This window comes from Pantoea sp. F_5 (assembly GCF_008631595.1).
In the GTDB taxonomy this organism is placed as follows: domain Bacteria; phylum Pseudomonadota; class Gammaproteobacteria; order Enterobacterales; family Enterobacteriaceae; genus Pantoea; species Pantoea gossypiicola.
Map to the genome: position 1 here is coordinate 148,297 of NZ_VWUO01000006.1, position 14,543 is coordinate 162,839.

Consider the following 14,543-nt stretch of genomic DNA (forward strand, 5'->3'; position numbering starts at 1 on the left):
CTTCAGCTAAAACAATAAAGGTCTCTGAGATGAAAGCACCTGAAATTCCTGCCGACGAGGCACAACGTTTATCGCAGTTGCGTGCGCTGAACATAATGAACACGCCAGCGGAGGAGCGGTTTGATCGTTTAACCCGCCTGGCGCGCCGCCTGTATGACGTTCCTATCGCATTAGTCAGCCTGCTGGAAGCTGACCATCAGTGGTTTAAATCCGCTCAGGGCTATGAACCTAAAGGATCGCCCCGCAACATCTCATTTTGCGGCCACGCCATTCTTCAGGATGAGATCATGATCGTTGAAGATGCGCAAAAAGATGCGCGTTTTTATGATAATCCACTGGTGACCGGCGAGCCGCACATTCGCTTTTATGCCGGCTGTCCACTGCGTGCGCCGGGCGGTGCCAAAATGGGCACGCTCTGTATTATTGGCCGTGAACCGCGCCAGTTTACTGAAGAGGATCAGGCCACCATGCGTGACCTGGCCGCGATGGCTGAAGCGGAACTGGTCGCCTTTCAGACCGCCACCTGTGATGAGCTGACCCAGATTACCAATCGCCGCGGCTTTATGACGCTGGGGCAGATGGTACTGAATGAGTGCCTGATGAAAAACCGGCCCGCCTGCCTGACCTTTCTCGATCTCGACAAGTTTAAGCAGATTAACGACACGCTAGGCCACCGTGAAGGCGACCGCGCGCTGATGGACTTTGCCGATGCGATGAAGGTGGTGTTTAAACACTCCGATCTGTTTGCCCGTCTGGGCGGCGACGAGTTCGTGGTGCTGTTTAACGGCCTGCAGCAGCAGCAGAGCGAAGCATTGCTCGCACAGTTTGACCGTTATCTGCAACAGCAGTCAGTCAGCCTGAATCGTCGTTACCGCCTGCAATTCTCGTCCGGCGTGGTGGAGTTTGACGCGGCGCATCCACAGTCGCTGGAGCAGTTGCTGCACGACAGCGATAAGCAGATGTACCTCAGGAAAAAGCAGAAACGCGTAGCGGTTTGAGATCAGGCGCCACAGCGCCTGACTGTTCATCGCCGCGCCAGATCGTCGAGCAGCGCCTGATTAAACTTTGCCGGTTCTTCCATTTGCGGCGCGTGTCCCATACCGGGAAATTCAATTAAGCGCGCGCCCGGAATACGTTTTGCGGTCTCTTTCCCCAGCACCGCATAATTCCCCAGCCGGGCTTTCACGTCTGCAGAAGCGATATCACTGCCGATGGCCGTGGTGTCTGAGGTGCCGATCATCAGCGTGGTGGGCACCTTCAGATCGCCGAATTCATAAAATACCGGCTGCGTGAAGATCATGTCGTAGATGAGGGCAGAGTTCCACGCCACCTTCTGATGGCCCGGCCCGCTGTTGAGCCCGGCCAGCATATCAACCCACTTGTCATAGTCAGGTTTCCAGCGCCCGACATAGTAGGTCTGCTGCTCATACTTCTTAATGCCCTCCGCGCTGAGCTTCAGTTCGCGCTGATACCACTGATCCACCGAACGCCACGGTGCGCCTTTGGCTTTCCAGTCCTCCAGCCCAATCGGATTGACCAGCACCAGCTTCTGCGTCTGTTCCGGGTACATCAGCGCATAACGCGTTGCCAGCATTCCGCCCGTGGAGTGACCGATGATCACCGCCTTCTCCACGCCCAGCCGGGCAAGCAGCTGGTGAGTATTTTCAGCCAGCTGCTGAAAGCTGTATTGATAGCTGGCGGGCTTGGTCGAGCTGCAGAAGCCAATCTGGTCGGGCGCGATAACGCGATAGCCCTGCTGAGTCAGCGCGCGAATGGTCTCTTCCCACGTTGCGCCACAGAAGTTTTTACCGTGCATCAGCACCACCGTTTTGCCGTTGGCCTGTTGCACCGGTTTCACATCCATATAGCCCATACTCAGCGGTTGCTGCTGGGACTGAAAATCGACATGCTGCAGAGGATAGGGGTAATGAAATCCTTCCAGCTGTTCGCCATAAACTGGCGCGGCACTGGCGGGGGCATGCGCAAATAAAGCCAGCGAGGTGAGCAAAGCGGCAAGCGGTTTTTTCAACACGTATGTCGGGCTCATCCGGGGTTCTCCAGGTTAAAGGTGAGTCGTAAGCCTGGCATGTCACGGCAGAAAATCTATTGATGGTCCGTGCTATGCCGTTGAAGTCATAGACGCTGGCAGCGTTAGCTGCGAGGCCGAAAGCGAAATAATATGCTCGCGTTTATCGTTATGCGCCCTGGGTCAATGACTTCCCTTATAATTAACAACAAACCAATTACAACTCATCCTTTTTATTAAAAACTGGTGTTCATATGAACATCTTCAGAGATAACGATTCAAATACTGAAAGAACTTTACGCAAAGAATAAGCACGTTAAGATAAATAATTTATAGTCCCTGCGAATTAAACAGGGGAGAACAGCCATGAAAGAAAACAGATATAACGAAAGCGTAATCGTCTCTATCACTGAGTGGATTAATAATAATCTCGACCAGCGTTTAAGCGTGGATGATATTGCAGAAAAAGCCGGGTATTCGAAATGGTATTTACAGAAACTCTTTGCCCGTTATCATAATGAAACGCTGGCGCGTTATATTCGCAAGAAAAAACTTAATGCCAGTGTGAATGATTTAAAAAACAGCCGCACGCCAATCATCAGCCTGGCGCTGAAATACCATTTTGAAAGCCAGCAATCTTTTACCCGCTCGTTTAAGCAGATTATGGGCTGCACGCCAAGTGCCTGCCGTAAACGTCTGATGAGTGAAGAAGCGAAGCAGCAGATGGCTGACGTTGACGACCCCTGCGCGCTCTGCAGCTACGTCCGGCCATGCAGCATTAAGCAGAACTGTGGCGTAACAGTCCGGCCTGTTACGCGCTCAGCGCGCGGCTATGCGCAGGCAGATGCTTGCTGCGATATCAGTTAATCAGGATTCATCCGGCTGATAATATTGCACACCAATCTTAATACGCTCACGTCCCTGGGTGACGCGATGACGATTGGTGTCGCGCAGTGAATAGACGCAGCCGCAATATTCCTGCTGATAGAAACTCTCGCGCTTACTGATTTCAATCATGCGCGCCGATCCGCCACCTTTACGCCAGTTAAAATCCCAGTACATCAGATCCGGATACGCAGCCGCTGCACGGACACCACAGCTATTAATCTGCTTCATATCTTTCCAGCGTGAAATACCCAGACAACTGGTCATTACCGGGAATCCATTCTCATGGGCATAGAGTGCCGTGCGCTCAAAGCGCATATCAAAGCACATGGTGCAGCGTTCACCCCGTTCCGGTGACCACTCCAGCCCGCGCGCCCGCTCAAACCAGTTATCCCGGTCGTAATCCGCATCAACAAACGGCACGCCAAATTTCTCAGCAAAGCGAATATTTTCCTCTTTGCGCAGCTCATACTCTTTGAGCGGATGAATATTCGGGTTGTAGAAATAGATGGTGTATTCAATGCCGGAGGCCAGCATCGCTTCCATCACTTCCCCCGAACAGGGTGCGCAGCAGGAGTGCAGTAAAACTTTTTTATGACCACCCGGCAAGGGCAGCGGCTGACGCTGGAAAGGTTCAGACATAAGCACCTTCAATCAATAGCAGAAAGACGGAAGTGTAATGCCGCAGGCGGTCAGTTGCAAAATCTGACCTGCAGCAAGCTACTTTGCGTATTCGTGCCTCTGCCGCGGTTTCCCGTTTCCGCACCAACCTGCTGATCTCTGATGCTTTCTTTTCGCAGCCATACTTTGCGACCCCGGCGATAAACGGAAGTGTGATCGGACCCACATTGATATCGACTATGTTTACATAACATTAACAATATTGACACTGAAACACCGCAAGGAGACTCGCATGGCCGCGGCTAAAAAATCGGGAAATCACCAGAACCGTTTTACCTGGTTCGTCTGTTTTATGGCGGCGCTGTCCGGCCTGCTGTTTGGTCTGGATATCGGCGTCATCGCAGGTGCCTTACCATTCCTGGCGAAGGATTTGCAGATTACTAACCATCAGCAGGAGTGGGTGGTGAGCTCAATGATGTTTGGTGCGGCGCTGGGTGCGCTGGCGGCGGGCTGGATGTCCTCAACGCTGGGACGTAAAAAAAGTATGCTGGCGGGCGCAACGCTGTTCATCATTGGTTCGCTCTGGTCTGCCTTTTCACCCGATGTAGAGTCGCTGATCTGTGCCCGTGTGATGCTGGGGCTGGCGGTAGGTATCGCCTCTTACACCGCGCCGCTCTATCTGGCGGAGATTGCGCCGGAACGTATTCGTGGCTCAATGATTTCGATGTACCAGCTGATGCTGACTACCGGCATCGTGGTCGCTTATCTCTCCGACACCGCGTTCAGCTACAGCGGCAACTGGCGCGGAATGCTCGGCGTGATCGCTATTCCGGCGGTGATCCTGTTTATCGGCGTGCTGTTTTTGCCCAACAGTCCGCGCTGGCTGGCAGCGCACGGACGTTTCAACGAAGCGCAGCGCGTGCTGGATCGGCTGCGTAACAGCAGCGAGCAGGCACGGGAGGAGCTGGAAGAGATCCGCGAAAGTCTGCAGGTAAAACAGCGCGGCTGGTCGCTGTTCCGCTCTAATGGCAATTTTCGCCGCGCGGTCTGGCTGGGGATGCTGCTACAGATAATGCAGCAGTTTACCGGGATGAATGTGGTGATGTATTACGCCCCTAAAATCTTCAATATTGCCGGTTTTTCCAGCACCAGTGAGCAGATGTGGGGCACGGTAATTGTCGGGCTGGTCAACATGCTGGCCACGCTCATTGCCATCTTTTTTGTCGATCGCTGGGGTCGCAAGCCGATGCTGACCACCAGTTTTCTGGTGATGGCGGTGGGCATGGGCGTGCTGGGCACGCTGCTGCACATCGGCGTTGAAACGGATTTCCGCAAATACTTTGCGGTCGCGATGCTGCTGATGTTTATCGTTGGCTTTGCAATGGCGGCCGGACCGGTCATCTGGCTGCTCTGTTCAGAGATTCAGCCGCTGAAAGGGCGTGACTTCGGCATTACTGCTTCCACCACCACCAACTGGGTCGGCAACATGATAGTGGGAGCCACTTTCCTGACGATGCTGGATCAACTGGGTAATGCCAACACCTTCTGGTTATACGGCGCGCTCAATCTGGTGTTTATCGTGCTGACGATGATGCTGGTGCCTGAGACCAAACATGTGACGCTGGAGCACATTGAACGCAACCTGATGAAGGGTAAGGCACTGCGGGACATCGGAGCGTAACCGCCCCGTTTCAGCTTACCATTGCAGCTGGTGGCCGGCGTAATCGACGTAGTGATGACCCCCGCGTCCGCGCCACTGGGTTAACTGCCGGACGATACCGGCCGCACTCTCCTCTGCCGTCAGCGGCGCACTCTCGCCGCCCATATCCGTTTTCACCCAGCCGGGATGCAGCGTCAGCAGCGTCCCGTTCTGTGCTTCAACGGCGGGGGTCAGCGTGCGGCTCAGCATATTCAGTGCGGCTTTGCTGGCCGAGTAAATCGGCATCTGTGCGTCCGGATTTTCATTCAGGCTGCCGAGCTGGGATGAGGTCAGCGCCAGTACGCCCTCTGGCTTCAGCAGCGGCAGCAGAATCTCTGCGCTGCGAACCGGTGCTATCGCATTCGTCAGGAACAGATGCGCCAGCTCCTGATCGTCACTCTGCGACACCTTCTGGTGCGAAGGCCCGGAAATTCCGGCATTGATCAGAATCGCATCGAACGCTTTGCCACTGAGCTGGCCGGCAAGCTGCTGAACCGCCGCTGCGTCGGTCATATCCAGCGCCTGCCAGTCGATACCGGGCCTGTTTCCCTGCTCCGGAACGCCACTGCGATGGGTGGCCGTAACCTGCCAGCCCTCACCGGCAAACGCCTGCACGACCGCCAGACCGATACCGCGTGAAGCACCAATAATCAGAACTTCTTTTTGCTGCGCCATATTCACTCCTCGTTAATTGTCTCGCTACAAGCTTAACGGTATTTCCGCCCGGACAGCGACCCGCTATGCTTTTTAACCTGACGATCGCACTGAGGGTAAAAACCCATGGCGCAATGCCGTTGATGGTTTTCCATCATAAAATCGCTTTATCTTTTACTTTTAACCGGTTAGAAGAGATAAACAGTCTGACAGGCAGCAGCTAATCGCCATTGACGCGTGGAGTCTGAATGAAAAAGCTCACCTTAGAGGTGGTGGCAAAAATGGCGGGCGTCGGGATTGCGACGGTTGACCGGGTGCTGAATGAGCGCGGCGGCGTCTCGCTGGAGACCAGCCGCAAAGTCCTGAAGGCCGCGCGCGAAGCGGGACTCCGGCGTCTGCTGCCAGAGGAGTATCAGCATCCGTGGCAAATCGAAGTCTTCCTCAGCAACAACGGCTCATCCTTTTTTCAGCAGCTCACCACCTGTTTCAGTGAGATCGCCAGTCAGCTTGGCTATCGTCGCCTGAAGCTGCACAAAACCCTGGTGGCCGAAGCGCAGCCCGAGCAGCTGGCACAGAGCATTGTCGCCCGCAGCAGCACCCGCGACGGCATCATTGTGTTTGCACATGACTCACCGCCCATCTACCGGGCACTGGCACTGTGCCGCAGCCGCAATGTGCCGGTGATCACCATCGTCACCGATCTGCCCGACGCCGACCGCCTGTGTCATGTTGGCATCGACCAGTATCAGGCAGGCCGTACCGCGGGCCTGCTGATGAGTAAAACCCTGAACCAGCCCGGCGACATTCTGATGGTCAGCGGCCGCTTTGATTATCGCGCTCATCGTCAGCGTATCGCCGGCTTCCGTGAAGCTATGGAGCAGCGTGCGCCGCAGCGTCATCTGCGTGAGGTGCTATCGGGTCAGGATCAGCGGGAAACCATCCGCAGTGAGCTGGCCCGCAACCTGCGTTCGTCACAGGCAATTGCCGGGGTCTATAACACCGGCATGGGCAACACGGACGTCAGCGATACCCTGCGCGCTCATCAACTGCTGGGTAAATGCACCTACATCACCCATGAGCTGTATGATGTGACTCGTCAGCTACTGCTGAACGATGAAGTCGCGTTTACCCTGGATCAGCATGCCCGGCAGCATGCCCGGTTAGCGATCGATCTGATGCTGAGTCATCTGGAAACCGGCTTTCAACCGGATGTGTATCAGGCGGGTAAAGTCGCATTCAGGCTGTTTACGGCGGAAAATATCGAGTGACGGGGGATTGGTTTCCCCTGATGAAGTCACATCATCAGGGGAAACCGATCGGGCTTTTTAATCCTGCGTGTCCCGGCTTTTCGTGTCCGGGCTGTCGTCATCATTACCCTGACTCTTCTCTACTTCCTGCGGATGGCCCATCGAAAGTGCTGTGGCGCTGGCCGGATCAAACAGTGACAGACTCTCAATCTGGTCAACCATGATCACTTTACGGAACGACATCGCATCTTTGGGCTGCGAGTCGAGCGTGATCTCATGCTCGGCGTACCACTTGCTGTAGTTATGCTCTACCGCCAGCTTCAGCGTTTTGCTGTCGCGATAGCCGCTCAGCATCGGGATCAACACGATGTTTTTCGTGCTCTCATATTCAAAGGTCGAGGCATGCACCATGCCGATGTAAATGCGGCGCGACTTCAGCGTAATCCACGCCAGTTCGCCCTCTTCCATGCACTGAAACAGCAGTTGTTCCACGCCGTTGGAGCGTGACAGCCGCTGATAGAGGTCTTTACGCCCTGATACATTCAGGCGTGCACTGCCCGCCCAGTTTGAGCGATAGAGGCAGAGCAGAATGGCGAAGGCGAGCATAATGACAACCGGTGCCTGAATGCCCAGGAAACTCCAGTTCATGAACTCCACCTGCCACTTCAGGTGCACGCCGGGGATCATCTGCAGGGCATTGGCGATACCGGACATACAGAGCAGCAGCAGCCAGACGATGCCGGTGGCGAATACGCCCTGCAGAACAAAAATACAGCCGTAGAGCGCGACCAGAAAATAGACATCCCAGCCTGACGAGCGGCGGATTTTAAAGCGGCTGTTTAAATCACGGCTGGTGTACCAGTAACCACTGACCATCAACACCATAAATATTGCGGTACCCACCTTACACTCCCTTTAACGTATTCACATGGCGGGCAAAATCTTCGTGGACTTCCTCACTCAGCGTATTGACCGAGATATTGCCGTTCTCATCAATAATGATGCGCTCACCTTCCGCGATGGAGTCGTTGATATCCTGACGGGTCATGATCTGCAGAAACTTCTCGGGGCTGGCAAAGACCGACTTAACAAATTTGAACATAGCGATCCCATTGTTGGCCTGAAAATTGAAGTATGTGACCGAATCCACACTCTCGCCTGTTTAATTTCAGGTGAAATTTCTTAAAATCAATTAATTAGCGAAGCGGTATTCACCCAGCCTGGCCTGTTTTTTGCAGAAATCTTCAACGTAACCAGCAGCCTGCCGCAAAAAGCCGCCTGTTTATACCGGTCTGGTATGCAGCAACGCCGAATCGCCTCTCCGCCGGTAAGCGCTAAGCTCAATGGTTAGCCCTTTTCTGTCACCCTGTCTGAAACGCATCGAGGAAGGTTTGCATGAAATTACGAACACTGGGCCGTACCGGTCAGCGCGTCTCTGAAATTGGCTTTGGCGCATGGGCCATTGGCGGGACCTGGGGAGAAGTGAGTATGGAGGATGCCAAAGCCGCGTTGAACGCTGCGCTGGATGCAGGCATCACCTTTATTGATACCGCCGATGTCTATGGCGATGGCCGCTCCGAAAAGATCATCGCAGAGGTGCTGAATCAGCGCGGCGGGGAACGCCCGTTTGTGGCGACCAAGCTGGGGCGTCGCCTTTCACCGCACGTGGCTGAAGGCTACAACGCCGAAAACCTCAACGCCTTTATCGAACGCTCACGGGAAAATCTGCAGACCGAAACGCTGGATCTGGTGCAGCTGCACTGCCCGCCAACCGAAGTCTATTACAACCCGGATGTGTTTGCGGTAATGGATGAGATGGTGGCGGCCGGTAAAATCCGTCACTACGGCGTTTCCGTTGAGAAAGTCGAAGAAGGCCTCAAAGCGCTGGAATTTCCCAATGTCTCGTCAATTCAGCTGATCTACAACATCTTCCGCCAGCGTCCGGCAGAACTGCTGCTGCATGAGGCGAAACGTCGGGATGTGGCGATTATCGCCCGCGTGCCGCTGGCTTCAGGCCTGCTGACCGGCAAAATGCGTGCCGACAGCGTGTTTGCCGCTGACGACCATCGCGCCTTTAACCGTAATGGCGAAGCGTTTGATAAGGGCGAGACTTTCTCCGGCGTGCCGTTCGAGGTGGCGCTGGAAGCGGTTGAGGAGATTCGCCGCTTTGTCACAGGTGACACCACCATGGCGATGTTTGCATTGCGCTGGATCCTGATGAACGAGGATGTCAGCGTGGTTATCCCTGGTGCGAAAAACCGTGAACAGGCTGAAGCCAATGCCCGCGCCAGCGATGTCGATGCGCTCTCTGATGAGACGATGGCGGCGCTGAAGCAGATCTATCAGGAGAAGATCGCGCCTCACGTCCACCAGCGCTGGTAATCGCGCGTTACAACGCCTGGGCACAGGCCCAGGCAGAACTCCACGCCCACTGGAAGTTATAGCCGCCCAGCCAGCCGGTGACATCGGCCACTTCACCAATAAAGTAAAGCCCCGGCACTGCACGCGCCTCCATGGTTTTTGATGAGAGCTGCGTCGTATCCACCCCGCCCAGCGTCACTTCCGCTGTACGATAGCCCTCTGTGCCATTCGGCTGGATGCGCCAGGCGTGCAGTGTCTGCGCCAGTTCGGTCTGCTGTTTGCTGTTGAGCTGCTTCAGAGTGATATCCGGTACCACCTTCAGCGCCTGTAAGACTTCCACCAGGCGCTTCGGCAGAATTTTCGCCAGACTGTTTTTCAGGCTGAGATTCGGATGTGCTTCACGCTGTGCCGTCAGAAACGCCTCAAGCGGCGTGGCGGGCGACAGATCGATAGTGACGAATTCACCCGGCTGCCAGTAGCTGGAGATTTGCAACACCGCCGGACCGGACAGGCCGCGATGGGTAAAGAGCATCGCCTCTTTGAAGCGGGTGCCATCCTGCGCGTCAATCGTGGTTTCCAGCGCGACGCCTGACAGCGTCTGCAACTGCTCCAGCAATGGCTTGTGCAGGGTAAAGGGCACCAGCGCCGCCCGGGTCGGAAAGACGCTCAGGCCGAACTGCTCTGCAATTTTGTAGCCAAACGGCGAAGCGCCCAGGCCCGGCATTGACAGACCGCCGCTGGCGATGACCAGCTTCTCCGCCTGAACCGTGCTGCCGTTGAGTTGCAGGGTGTAGCCGCTTTCATCGCGCGCCACACTAAGCACTTCACTGCGCAGCCGCAGGGTGACATTGCCCTTGTCACATTCGGCCAGCAGCAGATCGACAATCTGCTGAGCCGAGTCATCACAGAAGAGCTGACCCAGGGTTTTCTCATGCCAGGCAATCCCGTGACGATTGACCAGATCGATAAAATCCCACTGGGTATAACGCGCCAGCGCCGATTTACAGAAATGGGGATTGTGCGACAGATAGGCCGCTGGTTCGGTATAGAGGTTGGTGAAGTTGCACCGGCCACCGCCAGACATCAGAATCTTACGTCCCGGCTTTTTGCCGTTATCCAGCAGTAACACGCAGCGACCCCGCTGTCCGGCCTGGGCGGCACAGAACAGACCGGCGGCGCCGGCACCAATGATGATAACGTCAAACTGTTCCACTGCGGTTCACTCACTTAACTGGAAAGGCGCAGATTGTAGTGATCTGCTCACTGAGACGCCAGCGTCAAAAAATTGCCGTAAATGTGTCATATTGTATCTGCTTAATATCTAACCCTTTTTAGCTGAGTTACCCTTCAGCCTTACGACGAAAGGTCAAATTAACGCTATATTTTCCTTTCCCATACAGCACGTTGTCGCGGATAATGCGCCGCGTTCATGTCCTCCAAAAATGGCGTAACGTTTATGCTACATCTGTTTGCTGGTCTAGACCTCAGTACTAGCCTGTTATTGGTTCTTGCCCTGCTGTTTGTATTGTTTTACGAAGCGATCAACGGTTTCCACGACACGGCCAACGCAGTTGCGACGGTCATCTATACGCGTGCCATGCGTGCCCAGCTTGCTGTGGTGATGGCGGGTGTATTCAACTTCCTTGGCGTGCTACTCGGTGGATTGAGTGTTGCTTACGCTATTGTTCATATGCTTCCCACCGATCTGTTGTTGAATGTTGGATCGGCTCACGGTCTCGCCATGGTGTTTTCTATGCTGCTGGCGGCGATTATCTGGAACCTCGGCACCTGGTATCTTGGTCTGCCGGCCTCCAGTTCCCATACGCTGATCGGTGCCATTATCGGTATCGGTCTGACCAACGCCCTGATGAGCGGAACCTCGGTGGTTGATGCGCTCAACATCCCGAAAGTCCTGAACATCTTCCTTTCTCTGATCCTGTCGCCGATTGTTGGCCTGGTGATCGCAGGCGGCTTAATCTTCATTCTGCGTCGCTACTGGAGCAATACTAAAAAGCGTGCGCGTATTCATATGACGCCTGCTGACCGCGAGAAGATCGACGGCAAGAAAAAGCCGCCGTTCTGGACCCGCATCGCCTTGATTGTTTCGGCAATTGGCGTGAGCTATTCGCACGGCGCGAATGACGGTCAGAAAGGCATTGGCCTGATCATGCTGGTCCTGATTGGCGTGGCTCCGGCCGGTTTCGTGGTGAATATGAATGCCTCCGGTTATGACATCACGCGTACCCGCGATGCGGTCAATCACCTGGAGCAGTATTACCAGCAGCATAATGCCTCGCTGACGCACATCATCCAGATGGCACCGCCTAAGCTGCCAACGCCGGAAGAAGTGCCAGCGACCAGCCCGCAGGAGTTTCACTGTGACAGCGCGCGCGCGCTGCAGGCAGTTCAGCGTGCTCAGGTGTTGCTGAACAACCTGCAGAGCTACGACCAGCTGACGGTTGATCAGCGCGGTCAGATGCGTCGTCTGCTGCTGTGTATCTCAGATACCGCTGATAAAGCGGCCCGTCTGGAAGAGACCTCGCCAGATGACAAGCGTTTCCTCAATAAGCTGAAAAGCGACCTGCTTGGCACCATTGAGTATGCGCCGATCTGGATTATTGTGGCCGTCGCGCTGGCGCTGGGCATCGGCACCATGATTGGCTGGCGTCGTGTTGCCACCACCATTGGTGAGAAGATTGGTAAAAAAGGCATGACCTACGCACAGGGCATGTCAGCACAGGTGACAGCCGCGCTGTCGATTGGCGTCGCCAGCTATACCGGCATGCCCGTCTCCACTACGCATATCCTCTCTTCATCCGTAGCCGGTACGATGCTGGTGGACGGGGGCGGACTGCAGAGCCGGACCATCAAGAATATCGCCATGGCGTGGATCTTCACCCTGCCGGTCTGTATTCTGCTGTCAGGTTCGCTCTACTGGATAGCCTTAAAACTGGTGTGATACCAGCAGACAAAAGGGCGACGTAAGTCGCCCTTTTTTAATGCCAGATCGCCAGCGCCACCAGACTGATCACTACCAGTCCGCACAGTGCACTGGTCAGAAGAAACTGCCCCCGCACCCGCTCGCAGCGCCGGATAAACTCATCGTCATGATGATCAAGATAGCGCTTTGCCCAGATATAAGTGACCAGCCGCACCTGCTTGCTCGGCTGACCGTGAGAGGTGAAGAATCCCGCTCCATCGACATACTGATACAGCAGCGGATCACAACCCCGTAATACCGCCAGCAGCGCACGCAGCGATGAAAAATAGCGCGCCATATTCACGATACACACGACACAAAGAGCCCAAAAAAGCGCAATAGTGCTGATCATATTCTCCCCCTCCCGGCTGGCATCGCAGCAACAGACCCAGCGTCAGACACTGTATCCGCCTGCAGAAAAAACCAGCCACTGAATCACCGGACTGCGAAAATTTTCGACCCCCTGAGCGGCTGCGAACCGGACCGCCTTTTTTCAGTGTAGGAGAATTCTTTACATTTTTTCCAACGATGATTTTCGTTCAGCGCGAGTAAATCTGTCATAGCCTTGATCTTATTCATAAGCCAGGCGGCAACGGCAGCATTTGCCGTGAGAGAAGGCTATACTCAGAACATAACAACATCATCACCTGCAATGCAGGTAGACACTTTGGTGGCGCTCATCGCCCGCTCGCGCAAAGGATTTCGCTAAGCTGTGACGCGGCAGGAACACCGGATGCCATCCTTAATCTCGTGAAAGGAGTTTTATCATGGCTTATAAACACATCCTGATTGCAGTAGACCTTTCTCCCGAAAGTCAGTTACTGGTGGATAAGGCCGTCTCGCTGGCTCGACCGTACGATGCCAGAATTTCCCTGATTCACGTTGATGTGAATTACTCCGACCTCTACACCGGCCTGATTGATGTCAACTTAGGGGATATGCAGAAGCGTATCTCTGAAGAGACGCATGCGGCACTGAAAGGATTATCAGATGCCGCAGGGTATCCAATCAGTGAAACGCTGAGCGGCAGTGGTGATCTCGGCCAGGTGCTGGTTGACGCGATCAAAAAATATGACGTTGACCTGGTGGTGTGTGGTCATCACCAGGATTTCTGGAGCAAGCTGATGTCTTCAGCCCGTCAGTTGATCAACACCGTGCACATCGACATGCTGATTGTGCCGTTACGCGATGAAGATGAAGCGTAACCGCTGTGATTAAAGCCGGTGCAAGCCGGCTTTTTTATCGGGCTGAATAGCGTTATTCTGGCCTGCTATTTAAGCGCCTGATTCCCCGGCAACGCCACCTGGATTGCTTTTTATTAATAAAGATATCTGCCAGCCTGACTTTACACAAAACTAAATATCCGCTGCTTTATCATTTCTGATCTCTGTTTATATTACCTCCTTTTAGCGCTGTAATTACAGTTCCATACATAAATCCAAAGCCATCGTTACATTGCTCATTCATCCAGTCGAAAATGATAGAAACTTTATTAATAGCAAAGCGTAACTTATCAAAATCTTACTATAGGAGAAGGTTAATTTATCCGTTATCTTTCGCTGGCTTATCTGCTGCGCAGGCAACGGATAAAGCAGAATAATGATTCCCATTATTTAAAAAACCAATAAGGATATTAAAAATGAGAGAGATTAATCAGACAGAAATTGCTGCCGTTAGCGGCGCGGGCCTGACTGAATTTCTGGGTGAGGTTAACACCGCACTGACTGAAGTATCAGGTTTATATGACACCACCGTCGCATCAATCAAGGAAAGCACTGATCTGGGCCAGACTCTGGGTCTGACTTACAAAGCGATTGGCCTGAACTTCGCCAAAAGCTTTTTGAACGCATTTTCAGGCTTCCTGACTAAATTAGCGGCCTGACCGAATCAGTAGCACCGCATTAACGCGACAATGCGCGTGCGGATAATTAAAGCCTGCCTGATAATACTTCAGACAGGCTTTTTTATTTAGCAAAAATATTATGCCAGGTCGCTTTCAGACCGGGCATACGGAGATAAGCGGCAGGAAAATTATTATGACCTGAAACAATCGCTTCAGATCGTCATTCG

Annotated in this window: 15 protein-coding genes; 8 read left to right on the plus strand and 7 right to left on the minus strand. The window is 54.0% G+C overall.

Features of this window, described 5'->3' with window-relative positions; all coding sequences use genetic code 11:
* The first annotated feature begins 29 nt into the window (after positions 1-29).
* Positions 30-998, plus strand: coding sequence for a diguanylate cyclase (locus F3I44_RS10130; protein ID WP_150011217.1), 969 nt, complete (start codon positions 30-32; stop codon positions 996-998).
* Between the two features lie 26 nt (positions 999-1,024).
* Here F3I44_RS10130 and F3I44_RS10135 read toward each other — a convergent pair whose 3' ends face one another.
* Positions 1,025-2,047: an alpha/beta fold hydrolase gene (locus tag F3I44_RS10135; protein ID WP_150011219.1), complete on the minus strand. Its 1,023-nt coding sequence runs from the start codon at positions 2,045-2,047 to the stop codon at positions 1,025-1,027.
* 345 nt (positions 2,048-2,392) lie between these two features.
* Between F3I44_RS10135 and F3I44_RS10140 the strand changes: the two genes are divergently transcribed.
* The gene (locus F3I44_RS10140) at positions 2,393-2,893 is read left to right on the plus strand and encodes a helix-turn-helix domain-containing protein (RefSeq protein ID WP_150011221.1); all 501 of its coding nucleotides are present in this window, start codon (positions 2,393-2,395) and stop codon (positions 2,891-2,893) included.
* Here F3I44_RS10140 and F3I44_RS10145 read toward each other — a convergent pair whose 3' ends face one another.
* A complete protein-coding gene (locus F3I44_RS10145) occupies positions 2,894-3,553 on the minus strand; it encodes an epoxyqueuosine reductase QueH (protein WP_150011223.1) in 660 nt (219 codons plus the stop codon). It lies immediately after the preceding gene.
* A gap of 271 nt (positions 3,554-3,824) precedes the next feature.
* Between F3I44_RS10145 and F3I44_RS10150 the strand changes: the two genes are divergently transcribed.
* Positions 3,825-5,213: a sugar porter family MFS transporter gene (locus tag F3I44_RS10150; RefSeq protein WP_150011225.1), complete on the plus strand. Its 1,389-nt coding sequence runs from the start codon at positions 3,825-3,827 to the stop codon at positions 5,211-5,213.
* 15 nt (positions 5,214-5,228) lie between these two features.
* Here F3I44_RS10150 and F3I44_RS10155 read toward each other — a convergent pair whose 3' ends face one another.
* Positions 5,229-5,906 (minus strand): SDR family oxidoreductase, encoded by a 678-nt coding sequence (locus F3I44_RS10155; protein ID WP_150011227.1) that lies wholly within the window; start codon positions 5,904-5,906, stop codon positions 5,229-5,231.
* Positions 5,907-6,133: 227 nt separating this feature from the next.
* On the opposite strand from F3I44_RS10155, the gene F3I44_RS10160 reads away from it, so the two are divergent.
* Entirely contained in the window at positions 6,134-7,153 is a 1,020-nt protein-coding gene (locus F3I44_RS10160) for a LacI family DNA-binding transcriptional regulator (RefSeq protein WP_150011229.1), read from the plus strand.
* A 57-nt stretch (positions 7,154-7,210) separates the two neighbouring features.
* Here the strand turns inward: F3I44_RS10160 and F3I44_RS10165 are convergent, their stop codons facing one another.
* Entirely contained in the window at positions 7,211-8,035 is an 825-nt protein-coding gene (locus F3I44_RS10165; protein WP_150011231.1) for a hypothetical protein, read from the minus strand.
* 1 nt (position 8,036) lies between these two features.
* The gene (locus tag F3I44_RS10170; RefSeq protein WP_013359382.1) at positions 8,037-8,234 is read right to left on the minus strand and encodes a hypothetical protein; all 198 of its coding nucleotides are present in this window, start codon (positions 8,232-8,234) and stop codon (positions 8,037-8,039) included.
* A gap of 293 nt (positions 8,235-8,527) precedes the next feature.
* Here F3I44_RS10170 and F3I44_RS10175 point away from each other — a divergent pair, with 293 nt between their 5' ends.
* A complete protein-coding gene (locus tag F3I44_RS10175) occupies positions 8,528-9,514 on the plus strand; it encodes an aldo/keto reductase (RefSeq protein ID WP_150011233.1) in 987 nt (328 codons plus the stop codon).
* A 7-nt stretch (positions 9,515-9,521) separates the two neighbouring features.
* Here the strand turns inward: F3I44_RS10175 and F3I44_RS10180 are convergent, their stop codons facing one another.
* On the minus strand, positions 9,522-10,706 hold the full coding sequence (locus F3I44_RS10180) for an NAD(P)/FAD-dependent oxidoreductase (protein ID WP_150011235.1): 1,185 nt from the start codon (positions 10,704-10,706) through the stop codon (positions 9,522-9,524).
* A gap of 243 nt (positions 10,707-10,949) precedes the next feature.
* Here F3I44_RS10180 and pitA point away from each other — a divergent pair, with 243 nt between their 5' ends.
* Positions 10,950-12,452, plus strand: coding sequence for an inorganic phosphate transporter PitA (gene pitA / locus F3I44_RS10185; RefSeq protein ID WP_150011381.1), 1,503 nt, complete (start codon positions 10,950-10,952; stop codon positions 12,450-12,452).
* A 37-nt stretch (positions 12,453-12,489) separates the two neighbouring features.
* Here pitA and uspB read toward each other — a convergent pair whose 3' ends face one another.
* Positions 12,490-12,825: a universal stress protein UspB gene (gene uspB, locus F3I44_RS10190; protein ID WP_150011237.1), complete on the minus strand. Its 336-nt coding sequence runs from the start codon at positions 12,823-12,825 to the stop codon at positions 12,490-12,492.
* 415 nt (positions 12,826-13,240) lie between these two features.
* Here uspB and uspA point away from each other — a divergent pair, with 415 nt between their 5' ends.
* Both uspA and F3I44_RS10200 read left to right on the plus strand, forming a co-directional pair.
* Entirely contained in the window at positions 13,241-13,678 is a 438-nt protein-coding gene (uspA, locus tag F3I44_RS10195; RefSeq protein ID WP_003852123.1) for a universal stress protein UspA, read from the plus strand.
* Between the two features lie 434 nt (positions 13,679-14,112).
* Positions 14,113-14,355, plus strand: a complete 243-nt coding sequence (locus F3I44_RS10200) for a hypothetical protein (protein ID WP_147789622.1) — start codon at positions 14,113-14,115, stop codon at positions 14,353-14,355.
* The last annotated feature ends 188 nt before the right edge of the window (positions 14,356-14,543 follow it).

Bases quoted from the DNA above. Each gene is read 5' to 3' on its own strand.
- F3I44_RS10130 (WP_150011217.1), top strand. From the start codon at position 30: ATGAAAGCACCTGAAATTCCTGCCGACGAGGCACAACGTTTATCGCAG.
- F3I44_RS10135 (WP_150011219.1), bottom strand. From the start codon at position 2,047: ATGAGCCCGACATACGTGTTGAAAAAACCGCTTGCCGCTTTGCTCACC.
- F3I44_RS10140 (WP_150011221.1), top strand. From the start codon at position 2,393: ATGAAAGAAAACAGATATAACGAAAGCGTAATCGTCTCTATCACTGAG.
- F3I44_RS10145 (WP_150011223.1), bottom strand. From the start codon at position 3,553: ATGTCTGAACCTTTCCAGCGTCAGCCGCTGCCCTTGCCGGGTGGTCAT.
- F3I44_RS10150 (WP_150011225.1), top strand. From the start codon at position 3,825: ATGGCCGCGGCTAAAAAATCGGGAAATCACCAGAACCGTTTTACCTGG.
- F3I44_RS10155 (WP_150011227.1), bottom strand. From the start codon at position 5,906: ATGGCGCAGCAAAAAGAAGTTCTGATTATTGGTGCTTCACGCGGTATC.
- F3I44_RS10160 (WP_150011229.1), top strand. From the start codon at position 6,134: ATGAAAAAGCTCACCTTAGAGGTGGTGGCAAAAATGGCGGGCGTCGGG.
- F3I44_RS10170 (WP_013359382.1), bottom strand. From the start codon at position 8,234: ATGTTCAAATTTGTTAAGTCGGTCTTTGCCAGCCCCGAGAAGTTTCTG.
- F3I44_RS10175 (WP_150011233.1), top strand. From the start codon at position 8,528: ATGAAATTACGAACACTGGGCCGTACCGGTCAGCGCGTCTCTGAAATT.
- pitA (WP_150011381.1), top strand. From the start codon at position 10,950: ATGCTACATCTGTTTGCTGGTCTAGACCTCAGTACTAGCCTGTTATTG.
- uspB (WP_150011237.1), bottom strand. From the start codon at position 12,825: ATGATCAGCACTATTGCGCTTTTTTGGGCTCTTTGTGTCGTGTGTATC.
- uspA (WP_003852123.1), top strand. From the start codon at position 13,241: ATGGCTTATAAACACATCCTGATTGCAGTAGACCTTTCTCCCGAAAGT.
- F3I44_RS10200 (WP_147789622.1), top strand. From the start codon at position 14,113: ATGAGAGAGATTAATCAGACAGAAATTGCTGCCGTTAGCGGCGCGGGC.